Here is a 16278-nt window from a genome sequence, read left to right as displayed (position 1 = left end):
CCCTTGAGTAGTGCTTGGATGGCCAGTCCAAGTATATCTGGACTTACACTTATATGAACTCGCTGAACATATTCTTTAGACGTTCTACCAGCCCCGGCTTCTTGGAAGAATCCTGGCTAGGTGCAGCACTTTGCTTGCTGCGGTTAACCGTCTTCTTATTGGCGCTTCCACCGCTGCTTCGTCCGCGGAATCTGCGCACAACGGTATGGAGTATACCCACACCGCCGGTGAACCCGGGGTCACGTACTCCAATATAATCAGGTACGGCAATGCGTACGGAGGCTGCCAGCTCAGTCTGGGCTACCTTCAGGACACCCGGCATCGAAACGGTGCCACCCGTTAGTATATAACCTCCCGGAAGCTCATTGTAACCAAGCCGTTTCACTTCCTGGCGGATCAGATGGAAGATTTCTTGAACTCTGGGCTCAATAATCGCCGCCAGATCCTCCTGGTTGAATTCCTTCTCAACATTGCTGCCGATCCGCAGAACCTTGAACACGACATCCGAGGCAGCGTCATCAATCCAGGCACAGCCATATTTCAGCTTGACCTTCTCGGCCTGATCCGTAAGCGTTCGCAGACCGTATGCAATATCATTGGTTATAAATTCTCCGCCGATCGGAATCGTAGAGGTTGCGCACAAGGAACCTTCTTCATATACGGCTATCGTCGCCTGGCCGGCACCGATATCCACCAGTACTGCTCCCATTGATTTCTCATCCTTGGAAAGCGCTAATCCGCCTGCCCCGAGAGACATAAGCACAAGATCTTTAACCTTCAGACCTGATTTCTCCACGCAGCGCAGCAGATTATGTATTGGTGTCTTAGCCCCGGTAATGATCGTCGCTTCAACCTCGAGGCGAACTCCGATCATTCCGCGCGGATCTTGAATTCCTTCAAGCCCGTCGACGATATATTGCTTGGCGACAACATCAATGACTTCGCGCTCAGGAGGCAGTGCTATGACCTCAGCAGCCTTGATTACGCGGTCGATATCATCTTCGCCGATCTCACGGTCTTCATTCTGCACGGCAACTACACCGTGACTGGATTGCAGGCCGATATGATTACCGGATATACCGACATACACCTCGGATATTTGAATACCGACCATTTGCTCCGCATGTTCTACGGCACTCTTGATCGATTGCACAGTCTGATCGATGTCTACAATCGCACCCTTGCGTATTCCTTCCGAATCAGCAGATCCAACGCCAATAATATTAAAGGTTCCATTGGTAACTTCCCCAATAATTGCCCGAACTTTGGATGTACCGATGTCCAAACTAACAATGATGTCATTGTTGCTCAAGCCCTATGGCACCTCCTGTTATAATCATAATGAATTGTGAAGCCAAATAAATAGAAAATACGCTTTGATCCCGGTCCCGGGAAACTTCTCTGTACATATTCAACATCCCTAATCCTTTCCCTCTTTTTTCTACAAATTTTTTGAATGGAATAATATAACAGCCTTTTGGCATGCAAACAACTGCTTTCAATTTTTTCTAAAGCATATAAGTTCTACCTTTTAAGAAATGACAGCTATATCCATGAATGCATTTCAAAAAATCCGCAGAAAAAAGAGGGATATTGCTTATTGCCCGTAAAACCGATTGTAGCATTTTTTCCGCTCTATTAGTAGGGACTATTTACTCTTGTGTGTCTGAATCCTCCCCGGAATCCTCCGCTTCTGTATGAAATGGGACATAAGAATCGGCCTCAAGCATCTTGATCAATCCCGGCTGCTCGTTTTCAATCACTTGATTCAGGTATTCCACCTTATCCTTAAGCAGTGAAATTGCCGTAATGACCTCAAACCGTGAACGTGTATACAGCTTAATACGGTCCGGAAAAGACAAAGTCGGGGAGGGGACGATCTCGGATATATCACTGGTCAGTTCATTCGGAATATCAGCCAGCGCCTGGCACAGCTTCGTCTTGTAAGGATCATCAGCCTTCCAGTTGGTTAATATCGGCTTCTCAACGGCAATCCCAGTATCCTTGACAGATACTGCAGCTCCGCTGGACAGAATCGCCTCAAGCGATCCAGCCTCATCCAGCTCGTATGCCACTGCGGGGAATTCCTTAATGCTGATGTTAATCACACCGGGGAATTTCTTGTCCACAGCCGCTTCCTGAACCGTCTTCAGTCCTGTCAGTGCACTTTCTACGGCATCTCCGGAGACCGCGAAGAACTGTCCGCCGATTGTAAGACCGCTTGCGGCAAGCAATTCCTCCCGGGATGTATATTTATCCCCCTGGAAATTGATTGCCGTAATCTTACTGACGGACGAACGGAAAAATATCACGGCCAGCAGCGCAATAAACAGCAGCAGCAGGATAATAGTGATTTTACGGCTCATTCTCTTACTGGGCTTGTCCTCTTTAAGAAGAGGCATTCGGGTTTTAGGCATTCTCATATCTCCGTAATAAGGCCCTGTCTCCTTCCCGCGCACTCGGGCCGAAGGAGACAGGGAGCTTTAATTGGCCAAATCCAGCGGGTCCGGCACAGGTACCTTGCGGCTAATGCGTGCACCCAGCTTCTGAAACAGTATCTCGATGCCGTCATATCCGCGGTCAATATGATGCGCCTGCTCAACAACGGTAGTTCCTTGAGCGGCAAGTCCGGCGATAACCAGGGCAGCTCCGGCACGCAGGTCGGTGGCTTCTACCGTAGCTCCGTATAATCTCTGCACTCCGCGTATAAACGCCCGGTTCAGGTCAATGGAAATGTCGGCTCCCATCCGGGCCATCTCTTCCACATGCTTAAAGCGTCCTTCAAATACAGTTTCTTTAATCACACTGAATCCGTCAGCCAGGGACAAAAGGACCATCACCTGGGATTGCAGATCTGTAGGGAACGAAGGATAAGGGGAGGTTACAATTCTTTCTACTGAACGCGGACGCCCCATACAGCTGATATTAATTATATCATTGCAAACTGTAATTTGAACACCGGCACGCCTAAGAACATGGATCAGGGATGTCAAATGTCCTGCGTTGGTGTGGGTCAGTGTCACATTCCCCCTTGTAGCTGCAGCTGCGATCATTACGGTCCCGGCAACTATCCGGTCGGGAATGACCTCATAATTGCAAGGATACAGCTTGGAGACGCCCTGAATGGTGATCGTATCTGTTCCCGCACCGATGATTTGCGCACCCATCGCATTCAGGAAATTCTGCAGATCCTGGATTTCCGGCTCTCTGGCCGCTCCGGACACCGTTGTGGTCCCCTCCGCCATAGCGGCAGCCATCATGATATTCTCCGTGGCTCCGACGCTTGGATAATCCAGATGAATATCACAGCCTGTCAGTTTGGCAGCCCGGCAGCAGATCATCCCGCTGGTCTCCTCAATCTCCGCCCCGAGCAGCTTCAGACCCTGCAGGTGAAGATCAATTTTGCGTTCCCCGATGGCACAGCCGCCCGGCTGATAAATCGTTACTTCACCAAACCTGGACAGAAGCGGTCCCATTAGAAAAATGGAGGATCTCATCTGCCGCATTAAATCCTCCGGAACATGGGAGGTTGCGACGCAGGTTGTATCGACCGTAACCGTTTCATCTTCATGCACGGCCCTGCAGCCCAGCCTTTCCAGAATATCCAGCATAGTTTCGATGTCCAGCAGCTTCGGCACATTATGCAGTGAGTGAACTCCTTCGGCCAGCAGGCTTGCCGCCAGAATCGGCAGGGCCGCATTTTTCGCTCCATGGATACGTATGGTGCCTGACAGGGGATTTCCACCCTCAATCACCAATTTGTCCAATGTATCACCTCCGAGATTACCGCTCACCCACCGTTGGGCACTTCCTGTACACAGATCAACAGAAATAGGCCGGGAAGCTACCCCGCTCCACATTTCATGAACTGGAAGTGCTCTGGGTGATTGTCACGATTATAGGATCATCCTATGTTCGTGACCTCTCGTGTGTGACAATGTAAGCCCGGGATTCTAGCGTTTCCGGCCTGCGGCCAATCTGCGGAGCTCGGCGACAACCAGCGAGGCGGAGTCTCTTTTACCCAGCCGCCTTGAGGCATCAGACATACTGCGGCGTGCAGCGTCCGCTCCGATAATCTTATGCACCGCTGCGAATAGTGCCTCGCCGCTTAAATCCTTCTCCAGCAGCACAACGGCTGCCCCTTCACGTTCAAGCTGTCTGGCATTCGCTTCCTGGTGATTATTCGTCACATTGGGAGAAGGGATAAGCACAGAGGGAATGCCTAGTGCAGTAATCTCTGCAAGAAACGATGCCCCCGCCCGGTTCACGATGAGTGAAGTACAGGCCAATACCTCGGGCATATTATGAATATACGGAAGAATATGCAGGGAGTTCGGCAAGCTTCCGAGCTTCTCACGCACAGCTTTACGGGTTTCCTCGAAATAAGCCTCTCCGGTAACGTACACATAGTGAACACCATTACCCTTACCCACAAACGGAGCCATTTCAATCATCGCCCGGTTAATTGCCCTGGCGCCTCCGCTGCCTCCGACTACCAGCACAACCGTACTGCCTTCAGGAATCCCCAGTGAAGCGAATCCCCGCTGCGGGTTGGCAGTCATTACCGTAGTTGCCCGGGGGTTGCCAGTGTAGATTACGTTCTTAGCCCCCGGAAAAGCCGGCTCCGTGCCTTCAAAACTTACGGCGACTGTATCGGCATACCGGCTGAGGAAGCGGTTGGTCAGGCCGGGGATCGCGTTCTGTTCATGGATAAGCGTCGGGATGCCTAGCCGGGATGCAGCGTACACTACCGGCCCGCAGACATATCCGCCTGTGCCGATGACAACATCCGGCTTGAACTCCCGCAGCATGGCTTTGGAGGCCTTCACCCCCTTCAGGAAACGCATTACCGTCTTCACATTGTCCATTGAGAGCTTACGGCGGAAGCCGGTAATATCAATCGCTTTAAAGGGCAGATTCTCTTGGGGAACAAGCTTGCTCTCCAGACCGCGTTTGCCCCCGATATACAGGAAGACGGATTTCTCTTCTTCGGATTCCAGCTGTCTGGCTACGGCTACGGCCGGATAGATATGTCCGCCCGTACCGCCGCCGCTTAATACAATACGCATGTCTTTCACCTCGCATAACGGGATAAATTAAGTAGAATGCCAAGGGCTGTAAGCATCAGGGTCAGCGATGAGCCTCCATAGCTGATCAGCGGAAGCGTAATGCCGGTAACCGGCATGAGGCCGATAACCACACCGATGTTGATGATCACCTGAATAGCGACCATACAGACGATACCTACGGCCAGATAGCTGCCGAAACGGTCCGGCAGACTCATCGCTACCTTCATTCCGCGCCAGATCAGAATCAGGAAGAGCAGCAGCACTGCCAGCCCCCCGATAAACCCCAGCTCCTCAGCCAATATGGAAAAAATAAAATCGGTCTGCGGCTCCGGCACATAGCTGTACTTCTGCCGGCTCATGCCGAGACCCAAGCCCCCCAGTCCGCCGGGTCCAATCGCGTACAGCGACTGTATGATCTGATATCCGGCCCCGAGCGGATCAGACCAGGGGTCCAGGAAGGCCGTAATCCGCTGCAGACGGTAGGGTGCGGCGGCAATAAGCCCCACGAACCCGGCAACACCCAGCGCGCCCAGGGAGAGCAGATGCTTCATCCGGGCCCCTGCCGTGAAGACCATCATCAACGCAGCCCCGAACATGACAGTGCCTGTACCGAGATCCGGCTGGAGCATGATCAGCGCAAAAGCGGAACCGATCAGCGCAAGCGGCGGAAGCAGGCCGCGGGTGAAGCTGGAAATATCGTAATCCTCTGTTCCGAGCCATTTGGCGAGAAAGAGGATCATCCCCATCTTCATGAACTCCGAGGGCTGAATGCCGAAGGAGCTGATTCCCAGCCAGCTGCGCGCACCGCCGCGCACGACCCCGATGCCGGGAACCAGCACCAGCACCAGCAGTACGAAGCAGAAAATCAGGGCCGGCCTGGCGAACTTCTTCAGCACCACATAATCCGTATTCGCAGTGATGAACATGGCGATAAGACCCAGGCCTGCGAACAGCATCTGTCTTTTGACAAAATAAAACGAGTCGCCATAATTGCGGAAGCCCAAAACGGACCCGGCGCTGTATACCATTACCATACCGATGGCCAGCAAAGCCAATATCGGAAGCAGCAGCCAGATATCGGGCGCATGACGGGATTTGTTCATCAGGAGCACACCTCTTGCATCCGTAGTAGGGGCTTATCCACCCCCCTACTTAAAGGTTATGCACCGCCTCTTTAAAAATACGCCCGCGCTCCTCATAGGATGTAAACATATCCCAGCTGGCACAGGCAGGAGACAGGAGAACTACATCTCCTGCTTCCGCAAGAGCGGAAGCCTCCCGCACGGCCTCTTGCAGCACGGCGGCGGCGCTCTCCCCATTATCGACGGAGATGATGGTCTTTACTCCTGCCAGCTGCGCAACCGCGGCCAGCTTGTCCTTCGTCTCCCCAAGAGCCACCAGTGCCTTGACGTTCCCTCCGAGGACAGGCAGCAGCTCCATATAATCAGAACCGCGGTCCAGACCTCCGGCAACGAGGATGACCGGCTTCTTGAAGGACCCCAGCGCCATGGCTGTAGCTTTGGAATTGGTAGCCTTGGAATTGTTATAGTAGGCGGCCCCCGCCTTGTCTGTCACATATTCCAGCCGGTGCTCCACACCGCGGAAGGAAGCCAGCACTCCGCCAAGCACTGCCGGATCCGCGCCTGCGGCAATGGCGATGCCGCAGGCGGCCAGCGCATTCTCTACATTGAAGCGGCCCGGAAGGCCGATCGAATCCACATCGGCTATTTCGGTCTCGCTCTCCGTATAATCCCGGTAAATGATTACCCGCTTCAGATCATCTTCTGTCTCCGGCACAAAGGATGGACGGACAAAAATGCCCTGAACCAGTTCTTCAGTCATGGAGAAGGGCAGGATGCCTGCTTTGATATATGGAACCAGCTCGCGGCAGACCGGATCATCCCAGTTCAGTACAGCGGTGTCGCCCGGCCCCTGATTCGCGAACAGCTTGGATTTGGAGGCCACATAATCCTCCATCCCCCCATGATAATCCAGATGGGTCTCGGCAACATTCAACAGGGCAGCGACCTTGGGCCGGAAGGCTTCCGTCCCTTTGAGCTGGAAGCTGCTGAGCTCGACAACCATCCAGTTGTCCACGTCAGCCTCCTGAGCGGCCTGACAGAGCGGCGTACCGATGTTCCCGGCAACTATAGGCCTCATCCCCGCTGCCTCCAGCATACGGCCAACCCAGGTCGTTGTAGTCGTCTTCCCGTTGGAGCCCGTAATACCGATCATAGGTGCGGCGCAGAGATGGTAAGCCACCTCTACCTCCGTTACGACTTCGATACCAAGCTCAAGAGCCTGCTGCACCGGAGCCACGGAATAGGGAATCCCCGGATTCTTAACAACAAGCGCAACACCCTCATGAATCAGCCCTTTCGGATGCCCGCCGCATATAACAGAAATTCCCAAAGATTCCAGTTCGGAAGCTTCGGGACTTTGATCTCTTTCCTTTTTATCATTGACCGTCACAACCGCGCCGCGCTCATGCAGCACCTTGGCCACCTGGACGCCGCTTTTGGCGAGCCCCAGGACGACCACTTCTTCATCACGGTACAAATCCGGATGCTTCATATGTTACAACCCCTTGATGAGATATAGTCCAACAGCCGCGAGCACCAGGCTCACCGCCCAGAAGGAGACAACCACACGCCACTCCGACCAGCCGCCCAGCTCAAAGTGATGATGGATCGGGCTCATTCGGAATACCCGTTTGCCGCGTGTTTTGAACGAAGCGACCTGAATAATTACGGACAGCATTTCGACTACGAAGACACCGCCGATCACCACGAAGAGCAGTTCGGTCTTCGTTACAATGGCAATCGCGCCAATGGCGCCGCCAATCCCGAAGGAGCCGAAATCACCCATGAACACTTTGGCCGGATGGGCATTGAATACCAGAAAGCCAAGTACTGCACCAATCATCGCCGCAGCGCAGACACCGGCAGCAATGGAGGTTGCCTGCATGGCAACTACAGCAAAAGCAGCGAGCGCGATCGCACTGACACCGGACAGCAGTCCGTCCACACCATCCGTGAAGTTAACCGCATTGGTTACCGCCATCATCATCAGGACAATAAACGGATAGTAGAACCAGCCGCCCCAGTCAAAGCTCACCGATGTTCCCGGAATGCTGATGTTTGTGTGGTGTCCGCCGGAAATGAGCAGGGCGCAGAGAACGATACCAACCAGCAGCTGGCCGGCAAGCTTCTGGCGTGCCGTCAGCCCTAGGGAACGTTTGAAGGCAATTTTAATATAGTCATCCAGGAAACCGATCAGACCGTAACCCAGCGTAGCTACCAGAAGTACGTAGAAATCCGAATTAATCACCGAAAATTTCAGAAAAGATAACGTGAACGCCACCATGATGATAATTCCGCCCATCGTAGGCGTTCCCGCCTTCTTCAGATGGGTCTGAGGCCCGTCGTCGCGAACCTGCTGCCCGAACTTCATCCGGCGCAGCAGCGGGATAATCAGCGGAGCGGCAATGACCGCAAGGATAAAGGACACAGCAATAGTCAGCAGAAGTAATTGATAATCCATGGGTACACCCCCTCCATTAGTTTAAGTCAGCTTCAGAATATTCTTTCAGGCGGTGAAGCACTTCCTCCAGACGCATCCCCCGGGACGCTTTGAAGAGTACTACATCCCTGGAACCACATTTGTTATTCAAGGCCGTGATTAGTGCTTCTTTGTCTTCAAAAGCAAATACATGTCCGGCCCCGAATCTCTCCGCCGCAGCCGCAGCAATATGAGCAGCGAGCGGTCCGTAAGTGTATACCTCATCCGTCAATGCAGGATCGAGATAGCTGCCGATCTGCTGGTGGAACAGAACTTCATCAGGCCCAAGTTCCAGCATGTCCCCCAGCACCGCGATTCTGCTCCCGCTGCACTTCATGGACTGCAGCACATCTATCGCTGCTCTCATGGACGTAGGGCTGGCATTGTAAGCATCGTTCAGCAGCGTCAGCCCGTTCGCCGCCTGCATCACTTCAATCCGCATGCCGGTCAGCTTAAGCCCGGCTAATCCGGTCTCTATATTCTCGTCAGTCACACGGAAATGGCGGGCAACCGCTAGTGCAGCGAGTGCGTTAATGACATTGTGACGCCCCGGCAGAGGCAGCGTGAAGGCACGCTCTGCATGAAGATGCGAAGTGAAGGTCATTCCAGCGCCATGAGTCATGAGACCTGTAGGATAGTCATCATTGTCTCCGGACTGCCCGAAACGGAAGCTGAGCATCCCTTCCGGCGGATTAAACCCGGGCTCTGCCATAACTTCTGCGAGCAGCGGTTCATCCCCGTTGTAGATGAGCAGGCCGCCCGGCTTAAGTCCGTCCACAATCTCTAGCTTCGCCCGGGCAATTTCCTTGCGGGACCCGAGCTGCAGCAGATGGGATTCGCCCACGTTGGTAATCACAGCCACATCAGGGGCAGCTATCCTGGACAGCAGGGCAATCTCACCGCGCGAGCTCATGCCCATCTCCAGCACAGCAATCTCAACATCACTGTCCATGGAGAGAATCGTAAGCGGCAGACCGATGTGATTATTGAAATTGCCCTGTGTTTTGTGTACCTTGTACTGCACTTCAAGAAGAGCGGTAATCATATCTTTGGTCGTTGTCTTGCCGTTGCTGCCTGTCACGGCGACTACACGCGGCGCGAGCTCGCCCAGATATGCCGAGGACAGTCTCTGCAAAGCGGCCAGTGTATCCTCCACCAGAATGGCAGGACCGCCTTCAGGCGCAGGCCCCTTATCCCGCTGCCAGAGCGTAGCGGCCGCTCCTGCTGCCAGAGAAGCAGCAGCGTAATGATGGCCGTCAAAGTTATCTCCGGCCAGCGGAACGAACAGGCAGGCAGGCGTAATTTTGCGTGAATCGGTTACGACTCCCGCAAGTTCAATATCCTTATCTTCAGCAGAGGACAGCTCTCCCCCGCACATTTCCGCGATAGTATACAGCGTTCTTGTAATCAATAGCTTCGGCCCCTTATCACTTCTTTGGCTACGATGCGGTCATCAAAATCATGAACGACTCCGCCGATTAGCTGATAGGTCTCATGACCTTTCCCCGCAATCAATACTACATCGCCGGGGCTTGCCATTTCAATAGCTTTTCTGATCGCTTCCCGCCGGTCGGGAATCATCTCGTACCGTTCCTGTGACACGCCGTCCTCAAGAAGTCCCGCTTCAATATCGCGCAGAATCAGCAGCGGATCCTCTGTCCGGGGATTGTCGGAAGTAACCATGACACGATCACTGTATTTGGCAGCTATTTTGCCCATCAACGGCCGTTTGGTCGTATCCCGGTCTCCGCCGCAGCCAAAGACGGTAATTACCTTGCCGGCAGCGAATTCACAGACAGCCTTCAGCACATTCTCCAGACCATCCGGCGTATGCGCGTAGTCAACGATGACTGCGAAATCCTGTCCGGCATCCACAGACTCGACACGTCCGTCCACACCGGCTACTGACTCCAGACTGGCTTTGATATCTTCCAGCGGCACATCCTCCAGCAGAGCAGCAGTAATGGCCGCAAGTGCATTATAGACATTGAACTTGCCGACCATCCGGAGCGAAATATCTGTCTTCCCCTTAAACGTATCCACATGGAAAAAAGTTCCTTTGGACGTGATCGAAATTTGAGAGGCCCGGACATTGGCAGGGGTGTCGATACCATATGTAATCACTTCCGCAGCGGTCTGGTCAGCAAAATAGCTGCTTGCTGCATCATCCGCGTTGAGGACTGCATATTTACGTTCTTCCTTCCACGGTGAGATCACATTGCCAAGCCGCGAGAAGAACAGTGCCTTAGCCGCGCGGTACTCCTCCATCGTATGGTGATAATCCAGATGATCCTGAGTCAGGTTAGTGAATATCGCTGTGCGGTAGTCCGTTCCCTTCACCCGTCCCTGCTGAAGTGCATGGGAGGATACCTCCATCACACAGCACTGCACGCCTTTGGACGCCATATCATTCAAAGTGCGCTGAAGCTCAAGCGATTCCTGCGTAGTACCGGACATTGGATAGCTTTGTCCGTCATAACGCATCTGAATCGTCCCGATCAGCCCCGTCTTCACGCCATGGTCCTGCATAATTTTCTCAATCAGATACGTAGTGGTGGTTTTGCCGTTGGTTCCGGTAATCCCAATCATCTTCATCCGGCTGCTGGGTGAGCCGAAGAACGCATTCGACAGCACGGACATCGCAAACCGGCAGTCATCTACCACGATCTGCGGCAGATCGATTTCCAGCCTCCGCTCACAGACTAGGGCAGCCGCACCGCTTGCGGCTGCCTGCGGTGCGTAATCATGTCCGTCCACTGTATGGCCGGGCAGGCAAATGAACAAATCGCCCGGCTTAACCTTGCGGGAATCCACCTGCAAATCCGTAATCTCGGTCTCACCTTCCCCGTATAGACGCGAAGCGGCAAGACAGGATGACAATTCATTAATTTTCATAGTAATCCCTCACTCTACATTTGTCAGACTACCCTATTATTCACTGGAAGTTCCCATATAAATCCGGATGGTTGAACCCTGCTCCACTCTTGCCCCCGCTTTGGGTGCCTGATTAATCACTGTATTGCCTGATCCGGAGCGGGCCAGCATGAAATTCATGTTCAAATCCTCATAAATATCCTGAACGGTAGCTCCTGTTAAATCGGGAACTGTTACAATCGGAGTCTCCCCATATTTATAGGTCTTCGGCAGCTGATCCTTACGCTGCGGAACCTTCAGATAATGAAGCGAATCCTCAAGAATATTCTGGACGATCGGAGCTGCTACCACACCCCCAAACTGAATTCCCTTGGGATTGTCAACTGCAGTGTAGACTACGATCTGCGGATCATCCGCTGGTGCAAATCCGATAAAAGAAACGATATGCTCCGTAGGAGAATACCGGCCGTTAATAACCTTCTGTGCCGTCCCTGTCTTGCCGCCCACACGGTAGCCGTCAATAAACGCCGGCCGGCCTGTGCCTTTGGCAACCACGCTCTCAAGGGCGGCCCGCACCTTCTTCGAAGTCTCCTCCGAGATCACCTGCCGCACTTCCTCCGGCTCTACCTCGGATACTATATTACCGGTATCCGGATTAATCCAGGCTTTGGCAACATGCGGAGTATACAGCCTGCCGCCGTTAATTGCTGCAGACACCGCAGCAATCTGCTGGATCGGTGTTACGGATACCCCTTGGCCAAAGGCCGTGGTAGCAAGCTCGACCGGCCCTACCTGCGCCGGCTTGAACAGAATCCCGTTCGCTTCACCGTTGAGGTCGATCCCTGTCTTCGTGCCAAACCCGAAATCACGGATATACTTAAACAGGGTATCCTTGCCGAGACGCTGGCCCAGGGCAACAAACCCGGGGTTGCAGGAATTCTCCACCACTTCAAGGAACGTCTGGCTTCCGTGGCCGCCTTTTTTCCAGCAGCGCAGCTTCGCACCGCCCACTTCAATATATCCCGGATCAAAAAAATGCTCATGCTGCAGATCAACCTTCCCCTCCTGCAGAGCAGCAGCCAGGGTAATGATCTTGAAGGTGGAGCCCGGTTCATACGTCATCCAGATGGGAAGATTCCGGTTATATACTTCGGCATCGTATTCCTTATAGGAGCCCGGCTCATAACCCGGCCGGCTTGCCATGGCCAGAATTTCACCATTGCGGGGGTCCATCGCAATCGACCAGGCACCTTGCGCCTGATACTTCACCATGGCCTGATCGAGCTCGCGTTCCATGATCGACTGAATCTGCTTATCAATTGTCAGCTGCAGGCTCAGCCCGTCCTGCGGCTCGGTATACTTCTCCGAGGAGCCAGGCATCAGCCGTCCTCCGGCATCGGACAGATACGATATATTGCCTGCGCTGCCTTGAAGCAGCTTATCGTAGATGCTCTCTATCCCGGTGATCCCCTGATTGTCAATTCCCGTGAAGCCGAGAATATGTGCGGCTAAATCGCCATAGGGATAATACCGTTTGTTATCCTCAGCCACAACGATGCCCGGCAGCTGCAAATCACGGATGCTCGCGGCAAGCTCCATCGTAATTTTGCGGCCGCCGGGCTGCAGTTTCACCGAGGCTTTCTTTTGGGTCAGCAGAGTGACCAGCTTCTCCTCGGTCATACCGAGCAGCGGAGCCAGCTGCTTCGCGGTCTGTTCCTTTTCCTTCACCTGCACAGGAATGGCATAGATCGTTGGCGAGCTGATATTATATGCCAGGGCAACGCCCTCCCTGTCCAGAATCTCGCCGCGTTTGGCGGTGAAGGGAATATTCCGCCGCCAGGATTCCTCAGCCTTGGCGCTCAGCTTCTCCCCTTGTGATAACTGTACATAGGCAAGACGCACGGCCAGCGAACCGAACAACACGGCCAGTCCCAGCAGCGTCCACAGCATTCTCCGCCGAGTTACGACTTTCGAAACCTTCATTCCGTTCTCCCCGCTTTCGCTCGTATAGACATGATCTCTTATCTTCATGACTATTCGGGACAAACAGGGGTTAGAACAAGCCTATATAGGCGCTACTCCGCAGGATCCTCTGCATCGGGGTCAACGTTGACGGCTACAGGGATATTCTCCCCGTATTCATTCAGGGGACTGAGCTTCAGAGAAATATGCGTTTTGTTGTTATTCTTGGTCTGCGTCTGCTCTGTGACATAACCTTCGCCCTCAACCGTTATCCCTACTTTGAGCAGATTGAGAATTTCCAGGGCATCACGCAAAGATTCTCCCTTCAAATCGGGAATGGTCATTGCTTCATCCTGCTGGGTAAGCAGATAAATCCGCTGTCCGGCGGCAAGCTTTGTGCTCTTATCCGGATATTGGCTGATTACCTTTGCCCCTGTGCCGACAATCTCGAAGTCAAAGCCTTGATTAAGGAGCAGCTGTCTGGATTCCTTAACGGTTTTGTTCACGAGATCAGGTGTACTGCGCAGCTCTGAAGAGTCAGCCGCCAGCTTGACTGACGTTTTGCTTCCCACTGCTTTATCCGATTCAACCGTTTTGGGTACGCCCATATATTGCAGGGACTGCGAGACTATCTCTTTGAAAATAGGTCCGGCTGCGGCTCCGCCGCCGGCAGCATCCGCAGGCTCATCAATTACGACGAATACCGCGATCTTCGGATTATTGGCCGGAGCGTAGCCGAGGAAGGAGGCGAGCACCTTATCCCGGTCATACCCGCCCTTGCCGTCAGGCTTAATCGCCGTTCCGGTCTTGCCGGCCACCCGGTATCCTTCGATATAGGCATGCCGTCCGGTTCCGATTACCTGGTCTGCCACGACCTGCTCGAGGTAGCTGCCGGTTTCACGGGCGCTGTCCTCGGAAATGACCTGCCGCACAACCTCCGGCTGAGTCACCGTAGTCTTGCCTGTATTAGGATCGGTAACTTCCTTCACTACATGCGGCACCATCAGCTTGCCGCCGTTCGCAATCGCCGCCATCGCCGTGAGCTGCTGAATCGGTGTAACCAGCAGCTTGCCATGGCCATAGGCCAAGGTAGCATTCTCTATCGGCCTGTTCGGATTCGGGTTGACAATACCGGTGGTTTCACCCGGGAGGTCAATGCCCGTCTTTTCCGTAAAGCCGAAATCCTTGATATATTTCAGCAGCTTTTCCTGGCCCAGCAGTTCATAACCAATCTTGACAAACGCTACGTTACTGGAACGTTTGACCCCTTGAAGCAAGGTGATATCTCCGTAACCGGCTCTGTTCATGTCATAGATCGGTTTGCTGTACCCTTTGATCCGGATAGAGCCCGAATGGACTGTCTCTTCCGGATTAAACAGCTTCTCCTGAACGGCACCGGCCAGCGGTACAATCTTGAATGTGGAGCCCGGTTCAAATCTCGACATGATCGCGTGGTTATAGAAGCCAGCCGCATCCTGATTAAGGTCATAATATTCATTTGGATTGAAGGTCGGCATATTTGCCAGTCCCAGAATCTCCATCGTATTCGGATCGGCAGCAATGACGCTTATCGACTTCGGTTTGTACTCGGCATAAGCCTTCTTCATCGCCTCTTCGATATAGTGCTGAATGGTGCTGTCGATGGTCAGCTTGAAATTGCTTCCGTTCACTACAGGCTGGTAGCTATCCTGTGAATCGGGCAGCTTGATTCCCTTGCCGTCACTCTGATAATTCAGCTTGCCATCCGTACCGGCGAGCTGTTTGTCGAAGTACTTTTCCAGACCCATGACCGCATTGCCGTCCCTGTCGGTGTAGCCCAGAATATGCGCAGCCAGTGAGTCCTTCGGATAATAACGCTTCTGCTCTCTAACAAGCCCTACACCCGTTTCCAGGGTATCATGCTCTTTCTTAAGCTTATCCACAAAAGCCGTAACCTTATCGGCCAGATCCTGATTAATCTTCCAGCCTTCGTTGCGGATCTCCCGGTTCTTGTAGTAGTTGCCCTTATCGTCTTTGGCCTCTACCAGCTTCTTCAGCTCATCTTCAGGCTTGCCAAGCAGTTCGTGCAGTCCCTGGATGACCTCCTGGCCGATCCCCTTCTCGGCAATGACCTCGGGGTCAACCACAACAGTATAGGCAGGAACGTCACTGGCCAGAACACTGCCGTTACGGTCTTCAATCACACCGCGGACCGCCTTGATGGTTGAAGTATGTGCCCACTGTGTAGCTGCTTCCTTCTGCCACTTCTCACTCTGCATTACCTGAATCCAGAAAACTCTGCCGACTAAAACAAGAAAAAAGAGGGTAATACACCCTCCTATAAACAGCGTGCGAAGTTTTATTCTTTTTACCATAGCAAACCTCACAGATTCTATTATTGCGATTGAAGTCAATCGCTGATTAATTGCCGGCTTTGTCAGTGACCTGTTTACTAAGCGGTACATAGATTGTTGAATCTACAGGAGGAGTCTTATATCCCATCTCTTCCGCCCGCTTGACCACCGTCTGTTCAAGCGTCTGCTTCTCCATCTGATAGGTAGCAATTTGCTTCTTGCTCTTCGCGATCTCGCTGTCCAGCTTCTGTGCCTGCAAGTTCAAATCATAAATATGGACGTAACGCCAGATCAGGGCGGCAGATACCAGGATAAAGGCTCCCAGCGTCATCATATACAAAAGCTTCTCCTGCAGCGGAAGCACTCTCCGCCTGGTGACGACTTTTGTCTTCTCACGGTAAAGCGGGTTTACCTCTTCTTTTCTCTTGGGTTGAACTGCTAAATTGCCGCGGGTATAGGCCATCTCTGACTCTCCTTTA

Annotated in this window: 12 protein-coding genes; all 12 read right to left on the bottom strand. The window is 53.1% G+C overall.

The annotated features are described in order from the left end of the window. Positions 1-49: 49 nt before the first annotated feature. The 12 genes from ftsA to NSQ73_RS06430 all read right to left on the bottom strand — a co-directional run bounded on the left by ftsA (position 50) and on the right by NSQ73_RS06430 (position 16262). On the bottom strand, positions 50-1312 hold the full coding sequence (gene ftsA / locus NSQ73_RS06485; protein WP_039304274.1) for a cell division protein FtsA: 1263 nt from the start codon (positions 1310-1312) through the stop codon (positions 50-52). Between the two features lie 340 nt (positions 1313-1652). Continuing rightward, entirely contained in the window at positions 1653-2417 is a 765-nt protein-coding gene (locus tag NSQ73_RS06480; protein WP_340985777.1) for a cell division protein FtsQ/DivIB, read from the bottom strand. Positions 2418-2483: 66 nt separating this feature from the next. Beyond that, entirely contained in the window at positions 2484-3767 is a 1284-nt protein-coding gene (gene murA, locus NSQ73_RS06475) for a UDP-N-acetylglucosamine 1-carboxyvinyltransferase (RefSeq protein ID WP_340985776.1), read from the bottom strand. Positions 3768-3953: 186 nt separating this feature from the next. After that, complete coding sequence (gene murG / locus NSQ73_RS06470) at positions 3954-5069, bottom strand: undecaprenyldiphospho-muramoylpentapeptide beta-N-acetylglucosaminyltransferase (RefSeq protein WP_076244035.1); 1116 nt, start codon at positions 5067-5069, stop codon at positions 3954-3956. Between the two features lie 5 nt (positions 5070-5074). Continuing rightward, a complete protein-coding gene (gene spoVE / locus NSQ73_RS06465; RefSeq protein ID WP_039304260.1) occupies positions 5075-6172 on the bottom strand; it encodes a stage V sporulation protein E in 1098 nt (365 codons plus the stop codon). 49 nt (positions 6173-6221) lie between these two features. Continuing rightward, positions 6222-7643 carry a UDP-N-acetylmuramoyl-L-alanine--D-glutamate ligase gene (gene murD, locus NSQ73_RS06460; RefSeq protein WP_340985774.1) on the bottom strand — a complete coding sequence of 474 codons (1422 nt, stop codon included), beginning with the start codon at positions 7641-7643 and terminating at the stop codon, positions 6222-6224. 3 nt (positions 7644-7646) lie between these two features. Continuing rightward, positions 7647-8612, bottom strand: coding sequence for a phospho-N-acetylmuramoyl-pentapeptide-transferase (mraY, locus tag NSQ73_RS06455; RefSeq protein WP_039304257.1), 966 nt, complete (start codon positions 8610-8612; stop codon positions 7647-7649). 16 nt (positions 8613-8628) lie between these two features. Beyond that, positions 8629-10041 carry a UDP-N-acetylmuramoyl-tripeptide--D-alanyl-D-alanine ligase gene (locus NSQ73_RS06450; RefSeq protein WP_340985772.1) on the bottom strand — a complete coding sequence of 471 codons (1413 nt, stop codon included), beginning with the start codon at positions 10039-10041 and terminating at the stop codon, positions 8629-8631. Next, positions 10038-11525: a UDP-N-acetylmuramoyl-L-alanyl-D-glutamate--2,6-diaminopimelate ligase gene (locus tag NSQ73_RS06445; RefSeq protein ID WP_340985771.1), complete on the bottom strand. Its 1488-nt coding sequence runs from the start codon at positions 11523-11525 to the stop codon at positions 10038-10040. The genes NSQ73_RS06450 and NSQ73_RS06445 overlap by 4 nt, the downstream gene beginning before the upstream one ends. A gap of 36 nt (positions 11526-11561) precedes the next feature. Next, positions 11562-13487 carry a stage V sporulation protein D gene (locus NSQ73_RS06440; RefSeq protein WP_340985770.1) on the bottom strand — a complete coding sequence of 642 codons (1926 nt, stop codon included), beginning with the start codon at positions 13485-13487 and terminating at the stop codon, positions 11562-11564. Between the two features lie 92 nt (positions 13488-13579). Further along, a complete protein-coding gene (locus NSQ73_RS06435; RefSeq protein WP_340985768.1) occupies positions 13580-15724 on the bottom strand; it encodes a penicillin-binding transpeptidase domain-containing protein in 2145 nt (714 codons plus the stop codon). Between the two features lie 142 nt (positions 15725-15866). After that, a complete protein-coding gene (locus NSQ73_RS06430) occupies positions 15867-16262 on the bottom strand; it encodes a hypothetical protein (protein ID WP_042139392.1) in 396 nt (131 codons plus the stop codon). Positions 16263-16278: the final 16 nt, after the last annotated feature.

This window comes from Paenibacillus sp. FSL R10-2736, assembly GCF_038000245.1.
Taxonomy (GTDB): Bacteria; Bacillota; Bacilli; order Paenibacillales; family Paenibacillaceae; genus Paenibacillus_AQ; species Paenibacillus_AQ phytohabitans.
Note: the sequence above shows the minus strand (reverse complement) of the source record. Positions and strands in the feature narration are given on the sequence as shown.